Below are 12,742 nucleotides of genomic sequence, written 5' to 3'. Positions count from 1 at the left end.
AAACAAGGACCCAAATGTCTCACGCCCCCTACCATGGTCTCATCTTGCTCTACACTCTCATCATCGCCTCCTCTTTTCCCATCGGCGCGATCATCACTCAAGAGGTCGATTCCCTTTGGCTCACTTGGGTGCGCTTTGCGCTAGCGACCCTGCTCTTCTCTCCTCTGCTCTTCTTTCGCCAATCTCCCCCCAAACTCCCTTCGCTTCGTGATTGGGGGCGCTACTTTTTGGTGGGGGGAGCCTATAGCCTCTACTTTATAGCGATGTTTGAGGCACTCAAACATACCTCTTCCCTTAACACGGGTGCTCTCTACACCACCGTGCCTTTTTTGAGTGCCGCGCTCACCTGGGTGATTCTTGGTCAAAAGACCTCTGTACGCCGCTTTACCCTTATGTCCATCGCTCTTTTGCTTGTGCTTTGGGTGATTTTCCGAGGTTCATGGGAGCTGCTAAAGAGCTTTGAGCTTAGCGCAGGGGATGGGGTTTTTATCGGGGGTTGCCTCACGATGGCCGCCTACATCCCCCTCTCCAAGAGACTCTATCGCGGTGAAGGGGTCAAAAACTTCACCTTTTGGACACTCCTTGCCTCTACGCTCATCCTCACCCTTTTCGCCCTACCCCAGATATTCACCCTCTCGCCCCTCTCCATCCGCCCTGCCCTTTGGGGATGGATCGCTTATCTTGCTTTTTTTAGCACCTGCGTGACCTTCTTCATCACTCAGATCACAGCCAGATTCCTAAGCCCTGTGGAGATTCTCTCCTACACCTATCTCACGCCAGGCTTCATCGTGATTCTTGATTGGCTCTTTAAAGGGATGATTCCCTCCTATTCAACCCTGCTTGCCATCTTTGCACTAGGAGGTTTTGTCTATTGGATTGGGCGGCTTAAAGAGTGAGAAGAAGGCGGGAGAGCGAGGGAGAAGCTGGATTCTCTTGAATTTGGAGCTCAAACCCTTCTAGAAGCTCTGGATTCTTCCTCTTGAGCCTCTTTAGGATTCCCTCAAGCCTCTTTGGTGATAGCCCTATCTCAAAAAGAAGAGCCTCCTCTTCTAATCTCCAATGAACGGGCGTTTGGGATATTTTGGTGAGATGCTCTGCGACAAGAGGGGCGCTTGTGCTGGAGATATCCAAGGGATGGGTTAATTCCTCGTAGAGCTTCATGCTCCCAAGCTCAATGGCACTCAGCTTGTTGCCATAAACACATCCTGTATCAATTCCATAGAAGTTCTTGCCCACCCTCACCTCTTTGGAGACTTCATGCCCAAAGATATTGATGAGCTCATACGCCTCATAACCCTCTTCAAAGTCATGCCCCCACTCCTTGGTATCCCTCACGCGATTGACCAAAAAAGCATGGCGCTTCTCTGGAATATCCCTGCGCTTGAAGTAGGGAAGTGCGAAGGCGTGCGTGATGAAATAGGGTTCCCTCCAAAGATAGAGCGGATTCTCTCTCATCCAGCGCAGATGCCTCTCTAGAGTGCTCCAAGCGCCCTTGTAGGAGCTCATCGTCTCTCGTCCCCCGATACACTCCTCATCGACCCAGCGATTGGGCTTCCCTTTGAGCGCAGCTTGGATGTGCTCTAGCATATAGCTCTCATGATTCCCAAGAATCGCCGTATGCTCCCCTTGGATTACCCACTCAATGACCTCTTTGGTGTAGTTTCCTCGGTCACACAAATCTCCGGCTAAGATGATCTCTGCCTCTTGTGGAATCTTCTTTAAAAGCCTCTTTAGGGTGAAAAAGCAGCCATGCACATCCCCAATCACGACCGTTGTTCTCAAATCAGTCGCTCCCTTGGGGGCCAACAACATCCTAAATCACCACACGCTTCAAAAAGGGTGAAAATCTCGTGAGCACCTCATAGGGAATCGTATCAAAGAGCCTAGCCAGCTCGCTCGCATCCTCCATCAAACAGACCTCCTCGCGCTCGCCCACCACACTTAGACAATCCATCGAAACCCTAGGCAAAATCCGCTCTCCTTGGGCGGTGAGAAGTTTGTGGTGTTCATTGAGTCGATAGAATCCATCTCCATATCCCACATCATAGGTCGAGACCTTCTTCGCCTCCTCCTCCAGCTCGCTCTTGCCCCCATAGCCGATTCTCGCCCCCTTGGGAAGGGATTTGGTGGTGATTCGTCTCGCCCAAAGGGAGAGCACAGGCCTAAGCCCTATCTCGCTCACCACCAAAGGATGCGCACAGAGATAGCCATAGATGGCGATTCCAAAGCGCACTAGATCATCTTGAATATTCCGACTTCGCAAAGCCCCCGAGGAGCTGAGCGCATGGAATCGAGGTCGAGGCAAGCCATGCTCCCTAGCATACTCCTCCACTCTTGCCCTCACCCCCTCAAAACGCCTCTGCTGAGAGAAAAACTCGCTCCCCAGCTCATCCCCATAGCCATTATGCGCCATCACCCCACAAAGAATCAGCCCTTGAGCACGAATGGCTTCAAGCGCTACAAAGAGCTCCTCTTCCATGATTCCATTGCGATTCATCCCTGTATCCACTTTCAGCTCCACGCTGCGACCCTTAGGGATTCTTCGAATCTGCTCCAAAGAGTGAAGCGCAACCCAAACATTCGCGGGGCTCTTTGACTCCACATCTCCATAGAGCGCCGTCACACTCTCAAAATAGGGGGCGATTCTTATCGCTTCGGCCTCATTTTTCACAAACGCGCTTGCGATTCCCGCCTCCTTGCACAGAAGCGCCATCTCCAAAAGCCCGTGTCCATAGGCATTGTCTTTGAGCACCACGGCGACTTTTTCTTTGGAGCCGACATGATTCGCCAAGAGTTTAAGATTGTGAAAAAAAGCCTGAGAGTTGATGCGTAGCTCTGCCATGATCTTTCCAAAAGAGGGATATTTTACAAGGGGTTATCGTAGTGCAAAAAAGGATAAAAAGAGATTAGGCTTCACCCAGAGGGCGCTTAAGCGCCCGCTATGGCTTTTAGAGGAGGAGAGTTACTTGAGCGTGGAGATGTATTCAGAGACCGCTTCAATGTCCGCATCACTGAAAGAGGCCATTTGACCTTTCATCATCGCGCCCATACCGTTTCTATTGAGCGTTCCTGCTTTATAGGCTTTAAGCTCTTCAACAAGTTTGGCCTTGTCCCAGCCAGCGATCACTTCGCTCTTTCCTAGAGCAGGCTTTTCCGCCTTGACGCCGTGGCAGGCCACGCATTTTTTGTAGAGGGTTGCACCATCAGCTGCCATAAGGCTAGCGGCGGCGAAAATCATTCCAAGAGCGATCTTTTTCATGGACGCTTCTTCCTTTCTGTTTGTCTTTTTCTTCGCTGTTGTCGGTTTTGACGGGGTTTATCTTACACGAACAACTCTTAAATCATCTTAACGATTCTAAGGCCGATTCTAGAGCTTGATTCTTGAGTCAAATGCTCTAGTTAGCGAGAGTTGATCAATATTCTCCAAGCTCACCCCTGTAGGAACTCCTTGGGCGATCTTAGAGAAAGAGACCCCCAAATCCTGAAGTTTATCCTCAACATAAAAAATGATCGAATCATTAGAGAGTGAGGGGGAGAAGGCAAAGATGACCTCGGTGATTTTAAGAGAGACGATGAGTGATCGAAGCAGAGTGAAATCGCAATCCTCCAGAGAATCGATCACGAAATAGCGCCCCTCGAAGTGCTTTGATTCTTCAAGGATGAAGATGTCTTTGGGGTGAGTGACAATACAGAGTTGTCCATTAAGCCGCGTCTCATCGCTACAAATCTCGCAAAGCTCATGCTCACTCAGCGCTCCACAACGCTCACAACGCTTGATCTTCACCACCGCCTCTTCAATGGCGTGCGCGAGCTTAAGCGCGGAGAACTTCTCCTCAATAGCCAAAAAATAGCCCAGACGAAGCGCCGATTTACGCCCTACAGAGGGGAGCTTTTCTAGCGATTCCACTAGTGTAAAAAATGATTCCATTCCCTTTTTCATAAGGCGGAATATAACCTAGAATCTTTTAACAGACGATAAATTTTCTTCTGCTACAATTCGCCCCTAAAAACCACCTCTAAAAGGCGTTTTCGCCTCTTTACTACGCCAAAGGAGTCTTCGTCTTGGAAGAGTTTGATTATTATGAGATATTAGAGATTGAACGCAGTGCAAGCGGGGAGGAGATCAAAAAAGCCTACCGCAAAATGGCGATGAAATATCACCCCGACCGCAACGAGGGAAGCAGTGAAGCCGAAGAGATGTTCAAGCGTGTCAATGAGGCTTATCAGGTTCTAAGCGATGAGGGCAAACGCCAGCTCTATGATCGCTATGGCAAACAGGGCTTAGAGAGCCAAGGATACAGTGGCTTCTCAGGGCGAGGCTTTGAGGATGTCTTTGATGATCTTGGCTCTATTTTTGATTCAGTCTTTGGAGGGGGATTCTCCAGCTCCTCTCGCAAACGCTCTGGCCCCAAGTATAACCTCGACCTCGCCATGGAGCTTGATTTAAGCTTCAAAGAGGCGATCTTTGGGTGCAAAAAAGAGATCAAGATTCGCTATAAAGATGCCTGCCCCGACTGCAAAGGCACAGGCGCCAAAGAAGGCAAAATCGAAACCTGCCCTGATTGCGGCGGGCGCGGACAGGTCTTCATCCGTCAAGGCTTCATGACTTTTGCCCAAACTTGTCCCAAGTGCGGTGGAAGCGGCGAACGAATCAAAGAGAAGTGCCCCAAATGCAACGGCAAGGGTCACGAGAACAAAGAGGAGAATCTTGAAGTCTCCATCCCTGAAGGGGTTGACACCGATAATCGAATCCGCGTGAGTCGCAAAGGTCATGTGGGCAAAAACGGAGAGCGAGGTGATCTCTATCTAGTGGTCAGAGTGGAAGAGGATGAGCACTTCATGCGCCATGGAAATGACATCTATCTGCATGTCCCCCTCTTCTTCTCGACCGTCCCTCTGGGCACCACGCTCAAAATCCCCTCCTTGCGGGGTGAACTTGAGCTCAAAATCCCGCCCAACACCAAGGACAAAGAGCAATTTGTCTTCAAAAATGAAGGGGTGAAAGATGTCCACTCTGCCAAAAAAGGGAATCTGATCGCCCAAGTGAAGATTGTCTATCCAGCCAAGATCAATGATGAGCAACGAGAACTTCTAGAGAAGCTGAGCCGATCTTTTGGCGTGGAGGGCACCCCTCATGAAAAAGGCTTTGAGGGGGTCTTTGAAAAGATCAAGGGATGGTTCTCCTAGCCTCTAATCAAAATCGCGTCCATCTCCTCAAAGAGGCGATCGGAGGCGATCTCGATCTCTAGATACATCTCATAGATTCGATCAATGTGCTTGAGATACTCTCCTTCTTGGAGTGTCTCAAGAGTGAGGAGGATGTTTTGGTGCAGACTCTCGTGTGCCTTTTGAAGCGGACCCACTTCGTGTCGTGCCCACGCCCTCTGGCTTTTCGTATCTAAGCTCATGCCAAGTTTACACTCGCTCGCCCCGGGGATGTGCTTGCTCACCCCACCCTGCATGACCGCTCCATAGGTGATATATTTGTAGATGATGTGCTCGATTTTGGAGAGTGTCATCATCACCTGTGTATCAATAAATCCGAGGCTATGAAGAAGGGTGTGGGCTTTGGAGTCAATCTCTTTGAAGATTTCCGCAAAAGATCGCACTTGAGCAATCGATTTCTCCGAGACGTTTTTGATATTTCGAGAATCACGCTTGATGAGCTCCATCTCTTCGCCCACTGTTTTAATCATGGCAATAATGTCACTCGTGGCTCCTTGGGTCTTCTCGGCTAGCTTTCTCACCTCTTCAGCCACCACGGCGAATCCTCGCCCATGCTCGCCCGCCCTAGCGGCTTCGATCGCAGCATTAAGCGCGAGCAGATTGGTCTGATCGGTCACATCTTTGATCAGATCGACAATTGAAGTGATCTGAGAGATTCTCCTTGCAAAGCCCTCAATCGATCGATCCGTATTGCTCACCATGTGGCTGAGCGCATCAAAATCGACATTAATCGTCTCAATGCTCGCACTTCCGCTTGTTGAACCTTTGGATATCTCTCCCGCATCCGTGCAAATTTCTCGCACCAACTCCACGCTCTGACTCAAATCGCTTTGCATCGTGAGAAGATTCTTCTCCAGCGCATTGGAGCTAAGCTTAGAAATGGAACTCACAAGCGCATTTTTCTTATTCGTCTCAGCGGTCTTTTCCATCTCATCAACCACGCGATTGATCTGATCAATATTGCTAGCAAACGCTCCCTTGAGGCCTTTGCTAAGCGCCCGACGATAGAATCGACTGGCGCTAGCATACTCCACACCCGTGGCAATCTCACGACAAAAGGCTTCGAGTTGGTCGGTGAGGTCATTCACTTTCCACGCCATTTTGCCCAAAAATCCATCGTCCTCAATTTGGGTGAGGCGCACCTCAAAGTTGCCACAAGAGAGCTGATCACACACCTCGTGCATCTCTTTGATCCCCTCTTTGAGGCGCCAAAAGGAGAGCCACAAGATTCCCAAAAAAAGAGAGGCCAAGAGCGCCAAAAGGAGAGTCGCCCAAAGGGGCGCCCAAAGCGAGAGGAAGGGCAACACCACTACGCTTAGGGTCGCTCCAAGCAGTGCGACTTGGGGGTTACAGAGAGAGGATGAATTCTTCATAGCTCATTCCTTTACTAAGGAGAAACTCTTCCATGACCTTTTGGCTCGCCTCCATGCCACCCTCTTTTTCTGCCCCCAAGAGAAGCTTGTAGATAGGCTCAATTGCGGCTAACGCCTCTTTGGAGGGCTTGCGCCTCACAGAGTGATAACCGATCACTTTGCCCAAGGCATCAAAAGAGGGGGTAACATTAGCAAGCACCCAGTAGTAGGCGCCATCCTTGGAGAGATTCTTCACATAGGCAAAAATCTCTTTGTGCTCAGAGAGTGTATCCCAAAGAAGTTTGAAGACGATTCTTGGCATGTCAGGATGGCGAATAATGCTATGAGGCTTGCCCAAAAGCTCTTTCTCGGCATACCCTGAGAGCTCGATGAATATCTGATTCCCATAGGTAATGATTCCTTTGGTGTCGGTTTTAGAGACGATGATCTCATCCTCTTTAAAACTCTTTTCCACCTGAGTGGGCGCGGGTCTTTTCATGTAAAGTTCCTTGAGGAAGTGGACTTTTGAAGGTGGAGAATCTCTTGAAGCATCAACTTTTGCAGGGTCTCATAGAGCTCCTCTTTGGCCACTTTAACCCTCACTTCGATCTTCTCAATCTCGATAAGCTCCGGAATCGTCCCAATGACGGAGGATGGAATCACATAAGCATCCAAAAAATATATCTCCATCGGAATCTCAGGGTGAATTCTTGCGTGGGTATGGAGCCGATTCTTTAGCTCACTAATCTCTTGAAAGGAATCAATCCCTCCTCTCACCTCAACCTCTAGCGACTCGCTGCCGCGATTGATCGACACTTCCATACTCTCTCATCCTTCTTTGGGGTGATTCGCTCTCATTTGAGGCGCTTTAGCAGATAGGCTCGATTCCCTTTTTCGTTGTAATAGAGACCATCGCTTAGCTCTTTAGCCATCAAAAGCCCTCTGCCGCAATACTCCTTGCCAAGCGCCAGGCGAATGGACTTGAAGACCTCGTTGACCTCAAAGCCCTCTCCCTCATCCTCAATACACCAAAGCAACCAAGAGGCGCGGGAGATTTTGACTTGGGAATAATATACCATAATTTTTTTATTGGCAATCTCAACTTCTTGAAATTTTTTGTTTAAAAATGAATCATATCCTCTTTGGCGCTTCAATCTCACCTTATCTGCATAGCTAATTCCCATATGTCCGTGCTCTATGGCATTGATCAAAACTTCAAAAAAAGCACTTTTGAGTGACTCCATCTCAGGGGGTGTAAAGTTAAAATTCATAAGATATTTATAAAATTTTTCCACCCCCCTCTCGATTCCTTCGGGGGTGCTAGGGATCTCATCCCTCTCCTCTTCCTTAAGAGTTTCCGTGATCTTTTGACAATAGATCATCGTTAGATCATCCTCTTGGCGAGGCACGCGACTCTTATAGAGTTGGATCATCTCTCTTAGACTAGAGGAACGGGCAAAATCTTCGGCCAGATGAGAAGCCCCATAGATTCCTCCTTCCATCAAACGCCCTTCATAGATTCCATCGCTGCAAAACATCATCTTGCAAAAACCTCTCACGCGACAAGCAGAGAGCTTGAGCGTCTCATAGAGCGGAGAGATGGGGGGGGTTGTTGCTCACCAGCTCTCGCACCTTGCCCCTCTCATCCATCACCCAAAGGGGTGGCATCCCAAAGAGCGCATAGCGAATCTTCTCCCCCTTCTCTTCCATTAAAATAAAGGAGGCAGAGAGGAGCTCATTGTTAAGCAGTTGCGTCCGAATAAAACTCAAAAAAGCCTGGATGTAAGCCTCAAAATCAAACTCATCCAATGCCTTAGAGGGGCGAAGCTGATAGTTTAAAAAAGAGACTGACTGGATTGAAGCGAGCGAGGCAGAGAGTCCCTTGCCCATCGCATCAATAGCATAAAAGAGGCATCGCCCCTCTCCTAGACGCACGCTTCCATAGGCATCCCCGCTCAAAATATCCAGCGGTTCATAAAAAAGATTGAAAAAAATCCCCGATTCATAGCTATTAGAGAGATCGCTTCTCATGAGCTTGATCTGCTTTTTAAAGGCCTCTTCTTGATGAGATTGGTGGTAGCGCTCTTTGTAGATAAAAAGCTCTTTCTCCTGCTCCTTGGCCTCTCGCAACTGATCATAAGCGATCTTTAGGTGGTGATTCTTCACCTCTAGCTCCTCATGGGCTCTAAGAAGCTCCACGCGCCTATGACATTTGCGGAGCGTCTCCTCTAGCCCTTGAAAAGAGAGGGGCTTGGTGAGATACCCAAACACTCCTAGCTCAATCGCCCTCATCAAGAATCCAAGCTCATAAAAGGCGGTCGAGATCACCACGGTGGCTTCAGGATTGAGCCCCTTGATCCTCTCAATCAACTCCATCCCATCCATCTCTGGCATCACCAAATCAGTCAGCACCACATCAGGAGTGTTCTCTTGGTAGAGTTCTAACGCCTCTTTGCCATTGGAGGCAATCCAAAGCCTCGAAACCCTTGGCTCCAAAAGCCGAGCCAGCATCTCTTGACTCATCTTCTCATCTTCAACCAAAAGCAGCGAGAGAGGAAAGGTGAGGCTCTTTTTCATCCAAAAATCCTCTTAGAGTTCATCCCAAATACGAGGATCCTCTTGACCCAATCGCCAAAGCGAAATCCCCCTTAAGCCATAGCGTTTGGCAAGTTCTACTTTGAGCGCCAAAGAGCGCGCCTCCTCCATAAAGAGATACTCTTTCACTCCTCCCCTCTCTCCCATAGCCCACTTCACGCCATCACGCTCCAACCATAGGGTCTCTGCCCCTTGGCGCTCCAGCCAATCCATCGCCCCTGCAAAAGTGAGCGACTTGGCGACCCCTCGCATCTTCTCCTCTTTGATTCCTGCATGCCAAAGCCTTGAGTAGAGGGGGATTCCAAGGGAGAGCTTCTCTTTGGGCACCCAAATGAGAGCTTCTTGGATGATTCCCTCCACCCATGCCCTAGAGGCGATAGGGCCGGGTGTGCTCCCGCCCGTGTGCTGATCATAGGCCATGAGCGTCAAAAAGTCACTATGTTCGGCCAAGGCTTTGAGGTCATAGGGGGAGACCCAATCCTCAAAAACTTTTGCCCCATAGGCGTTTTTTGGCTCTTCACCCCTAGGGGGCACCACGGCAATAGAGAGGGAGAGATGGTGCTCTTTGAGCCTAGCGTAAAGTTGCCGCACCAACTGCGTGTAAGCCTCTTTGCTAGTGATTCCTAGATGTTCAAAATCCAATTGCCAGCCACCAAACCCCTCTTTGAGGGCGATTTTAATCAGCGAACCAATGAGTCGCTCTTGGGCTTTGGGGTTGGCTAGAAAGGCTTTGATCTTCTCTTTTTCAAAGTTTTCATTCATCACCAAGGGCATGAGCTTTTTACCCCGCTCTTTGGCCAAAGCAATGATTCGAGGATCAACCTCTCCATACACTGTCCCCTCAAGCGTAAAGGAGAATACTTGAGGGGCCACCACCTCTATGGAATCGATGCGCTCTTGAAGCAGAGAGAGGGAATCGCTCCTATCCACCATATAAACTAGACGCTCCAAGCCCTCTTTTCCCCAAAGAGCTCCCGCTAGAAGAATCCCAACACACCCTACTCTCAACGCCCAAGCCATATAAAACCCTTTCTTTGGCAAAATAGAGGAGATAAATTAATTATAAATAGTTATAATCATACACTATTTTTGGATGAAACCTTTGACCAAACGAGGACGACATGACCGGAATATCTACTAAGGGAATCTACGGATTAGGGGCGCTCTACTATCTCACGCTCAACCTCCACAAGCCCTCCATCCAGATCAGCGAAATTTCGCAAAACACCAACATCCCGCAAAACTACCTGGAGCAGATTCTTGCTAATTTGAAAAAAGCAGGATTCCTCAAAAGCATTCGCGGCCCCAAAGGGGGCTATGCCCTAGCCATGCCTCCTGAACAGATCATCGTTTATGACATTTTGGAGGCACTGGAGGGAGGATTGTGCGCGATTGAGTGTCGCACGGATATTGAAGCGCTAAAACTCTTTTGGGAAGATGCAGGAAGCAAGGTGCGCCAAATTTTCTCACTCAGCCTCAAAGACCTCTTGCGTTATGAGGAGATGATTCAGCGAGGGAATATGTACTTTATCTAGAGAATCTCAAACTTCTCCAAGATTCTCATCCCCATCATAGCGTTTAAGAGCGCTAGAGCGCGGGCTTCTCTTAGCTCTCGCTCCCCCAACCTCGCCTCCTTAATCACCCCCTCATCGATGAGCCTTGCCCTCGCCGTCCCTGCTAGAAGCGGATTTTGAGGCGTGAGCCAAACCTCTCCATCCCAGAGGGCGAGATTAGAGAAGCTCGTATCCGTGATCTCCTCTCCTTTGAGGATGATGACCTCATCTGCCTCGCCCCTTTGCGCCAAAAGTGCCTCAAGGGCGGAGCGATCGGTGAATTTAGAGGAGTAGTCAATATCGCTTCTCACCAGCCTAAAACTCTGAATCATCCTAGGCTCATAAGGGGTGAGAATCGCCTCACCAAAGCCGCACCCATCATAGAGAAGCTTGATCTTCCACCAACCCGTCTTGGGTAGATTCATCGCTTGGAGATGGAGTTCCAATCCCCTGAACGACTCTTTTCCCCCTAGGGTTCTTTGGATCCTTTGAGAGTGATACTCTAGATATCTCACCTCGCCCTCCCAAAGGCAAAGTGTCTCAAAAAATCGGAACATAGACCTTCTCCAGCATCTCTTCATACTCTTTGAAAGGATCGCTATCGATCGTGATTCCTCCGCCGCTTTTATAGAAGAGCTCTCCCGTGGGGCTTGATTCGATATAGCGAATAAGGACAAAGCTCCGAAGCGATTCCCCATCAAAGACTCCCGCCACTCCCGTGAAACAGCCTCTCTCATACTCCTCAAGATGTTCTAGTATCTCACAGCAGCGGCGTTTTGGCGTGCCTGTGATTGAGCCTGCGGGTGTCATCCTATCCAAAATATCGCCCAGCCTCTCTCTCCATCTAGGGGCTCTAGCGCTCACAATAGAGCTCGTCTGCCATATCTCTCCGCGCAAAGTGCGAATGAGCGAAAACTCCCGAAAGGAATCGACTCTCACCTCCTGCGCCCAACTTCCCATATCATTCCTTAAGAGATCGACCACCATCACATGCTCGGCCAACTCCTTTGGGTTGCCAAGAAGAGACTCTTTGGCTCCAGGAGCATTCAAGATCGTGCCTTTCATCGGAAAAGTGCGCGCCCTCTCTCCTTGGATCTCCAAAAAAGGCTCGGGCGAAAAACAGACAAACTTTCCCTCATAGAGTAGTTTAAAAGGAGCGGAGGCTGCCTCGTAAATCTCGCCCAAAGAGGCTTGGGTCAAAAAGCGCGTGGGTTGGGTGAGGTTGGCTAGATAGCAATTCCCTTGAGCAATCTCCTCTTGAAGCGCTCTCACCTTGGAGTGATACACCTCAAAAGGAATCGCCTCCTTTTTCCACTCCAAAGGGAGAGGGCGCGCGCTTTGATGGAGTGAAACCAAAGGCGTTCCAAAGGCGAATCGAATCTCTGAAGGTAACGATTCTAGGGGATAGACGCAAGGAGAGTGCTTGGCGTAATCAATAAGGAAAAAGCAGGGAATCCCCTCTTTTCCATAGAGATTGAGCCGCTCTTGCCAATGCATCACAGCGAGTGTTTCACAAGCTCCACGGGAACCTTAATGACACTTTTGCTGACTCTTTCGCTCTCTTTTCCAACTTTCAAAGAGCCCGCATGGACATCATAAGGAAAGAGAATCGCCAAAAATCCTTGGTGCAGCACCAGCGAGGAGCACTCTTTTTCAAGCGGAGAATAGACGATCAGATCTTTTGCCTCATTATAGGGTTCAACTAGGGCGAAATCACCCTTTTCACCCGTAGCAAATATCTCTTTCCCCGCTAAAACCAATTGAAAATCTATATACTTCTGATGGCTCTCAAAAAAAGCTTCTTCATAAGGCTTGGTCATGTATGCCTGCTCAATCACAAAAATCCCATTCCCTAGATCAAGCTTTTGCGGAGATTTGAGCGGAAGTTTTGTGATACGCTCTCGCGCTTCATTTCCTTCTTGCATGGCACTTTTCATGTAATCCCACACGCACTGTAACGCTTGCGTCTTTTTGCACAAACCCTCAAATCGATCCAAGCTTCCAACAATTGCCATT

16 protein-coding genes are annotated in these 12,742 nt (G+C 49.2%); 3 read left to right on the top strand and 13 right to left on the bottom strand.

Going from position 1 to position 12,742, the window contains the following annotated elements; all coding sequences use genetic code 11:
• Positions 1-14 precede the first annotated feature (14 nt).
• Positions 15-896 (top strand): DMT family transporter, encoded by an 882-nt coding sequence (locus tag WS_RS03410; RefSeq protein WP_011138629.1) that lies wholly within the window; start codon positions 15-17, stop codon positions 894-896.
• On the opposite strand, the gene WS_RS10560 is transcribed toward WS_RS03410, so the two are convergent.
• The 4 genes from WS_RS10560 to recR form a co-directional block, all read right to left on the bottom strand.
• On the bottom strand, positions 886-1,782 hold the full coding sequence (locus tag WS_RS10560) for a metallophosphoesterase (RefSeq protein ID WP_011138628.1): 897 nt from the start codon (positions 1,780-1,782) through the stop codon (positions 886-888). The two genes, WS_RS03410 and WS_RS10560, sit on opposite strands and share 11 nt — an antisense overlap.
• Positions 1,783-1,813: 31 nt before the next feature.
• Positions 1,814-2,842, bottom strand: a complete 1,029-nt coding sequence (locus tag WS_RS03400; protein WP_011138627.1) for an alanine racemase — start codon at positions 2,840-2,842, stop codon at positions 1,814-1,816.
• A gap of 120 nt (positions 2,843-2,962) precedes the next feature.
• Positions 2,963-3,259, bottom strand: coding sequence for a c-type cytochrome (locus WS_RS03395; RefSeq protein WP_011138626.1), 297 nt, complete (start codon positions 3,257-3,259; stop codon positions 2,963-2,965).
• 108 nt (positions 3,260-3,367) lie between these two features.
• Positions 3,368-3,940: a recombination mediator RecR gene (gene recR, locus WS_RS03390; protein WP_011138625.1), complete on the bottom strand. Its 573-nt coding sequence runs from the start codon at positions 3,938-3,940 to the stop codon at positions 3,368-3,370.
• Positions 3,941-4,062: 122 nt separating this feature from the next.
• Here recR and dnaJ point away from each other — a divergent pair, with 122 nt between their 5' ends.
• Positions 4,063-5,187, top strand: coding sequence for a molecular chaperone DnaJ (gene dnaJ, locus WS_RS03385; protein ID WP_011138624.1), 1,125 nt, complete (start codon positions 4,063-4,065; stop codon positions 5,185-5,187).
• On the opposite strand, the gene WS_RS03380 is transcribed toward dnaJ, so the two are convergent.
• Genes WS_RS03380 through WS_RS03355 form a run of 6 tightly spaced genes read right to left on the bottom strand, consistent with a single transcriptional unit; the run spans position 5,184 to position 10,193 of the window.
• Positions 5,184-6,599 carry a methyl-accepting chemotaxis protein gene (locus tag WS_RS03380; protein WP_011138623.1) on the bottom strand — a complete coding sequence of 472 codons (1,416 nt, stop codon included), beginning with the start codon at positions 6,597-6,599 and terminating at the stop codon, positions 5,184-5,186. The two genes, dnaJ and WS_RS03380, sit on opposite strands and share 4 nt — an antisense overlap.
• Entirely contained in the window at positions 6,574-7,077 is a 504-nt protein-coding gene (locus WS_RS03375; protein ID WP_011138622.1) for a PAS domain-containing protein, read from the bottom strand. Before WS_RS03375 ends, WS_RS03380 begins: the two co-directional genes overlap by 26 nt.
• Complete coding sequence (locus tag WS_RS03370; protein ID WP_011138621.1) at positions 7,074-7,400, bottom strand: hypothetical protein; 327 nt, start codon at positions 7,398-7,400, stop codon at positions 7,074-7,076. The genes WS_RS03375 and WS_RS03370 overlap by 4 nt, the downstream gene beginning before the upstream one ends.
• Positions 7,401-7,432: 32 nt before the next feature.
• Complete coding sequence (locus WS_RS03365; RefSeq protein ID WP_041571723.1) at positions 7,433-8,119, bottom strand: ATP-binding protein; 687 nt, start codon at positions 8,117-8,119, stop codon at positions 7,433-7,435.
• Positions 8,120-8,162: 43 nt separating this feature from the next.
• Positions 8,163-9,155: a response regulator gene (locus tag WS_RS03360; protein WP_011138619.1), complete on the bottom strand. Its 993-nt coding sequence runs from the start codon at positions 9,153-9,155 to the stop codon at positions 8,163-8,165.
• Between the two features lie 12 nt (positions 9,156-9,167).
• Complete coding sequence (locus WS_RS03355) at positions 9,168-10,193, bottom strand: glycosyl hydrolase family 18 protein (protein WP_011138618.1); 1,026 nt, start codon at positions 10,191-10,193, stop codon at positions 9,168-9,170.
• A gap of 101 nt (positions 10,194-10,294) precedes the next feature.
• On the opposite strand from WS_RS03355, the gene WS_RS03350 reads away from it, so the two are divergent.
• Complete coding sequence (locus tag WS_RS03350; RefSeq protein WP_011138617.1) at positions 10,295-10,708, top strand: Rrf2 family transcriptional regulator; 414 nt, start codon at positions 10,295-10,297, stop codon at positions 10,706-10,708.
• Here the strand turns inward: WS_RS03350 and WS_RS03345 are convergent.
• Genes WS_RS03345 through WS_RS03335 form a run of 3 tightly spaced genes read right to left on the bottom strand, consistent with a single transcriptional unit; the run spans position 10,705 to position 12,741 of the window.
• Positions 10,705-11,241 (bottom strand): aminotransferase class IV, encoded by a 537-nt coding sequence (locus WS_RS03345; protein WP_158305197.1) that lies wholly within the window; start codon positions 11,239-11,241, stop codon positions 10,705-10,707. The two genes, WS_RS03350 and WS_RS03345, sit on opposite strands and share 4 nt — an antisense overlap.
• A gap of 25 nt (positions 11,242-11,266) precedes the next feature.
• Entirely contained in the window at positions 11,267-12,223 is a 957-nt protein-coding gene (locus WS_RS03340; protein ID WP_041571722.1) for an aminodeoxychorismate synthase component I, read from the bottom strand.
• On the bottom strand, positions 12,223-12,741 hold the full coding sequence (locus WS_RS03335; RefSeq protein WP_011138614.1) for a NanQ anomerase/TabA/YiaL family protein: 519 nt from the start codon (positions 12,739-12,741) through the stop codon (positions 12,223-12,225). The genes WS_RS03340 and WS_RS03335 overlap by 1 nt, the downstream gene beginning before the upstream one ends.
• Position 12,742: the final 1 nt, after the last annotated feature.

It is taken from the genome of Wolinella succinogenes DSM 1740, assembly GCF_000196135.1.
GTDB lineage: Bacteria > Campylobacterota > Campylobacteria > Campylobacterales > Helicobacteraceae > Wolinella > Wolinella succinogenes.
The sequence above is the reverse complement of the archived record's forward strand: the minus strand, read 5'-3'. Positions and strand labels throughout refer to the sequence as shown.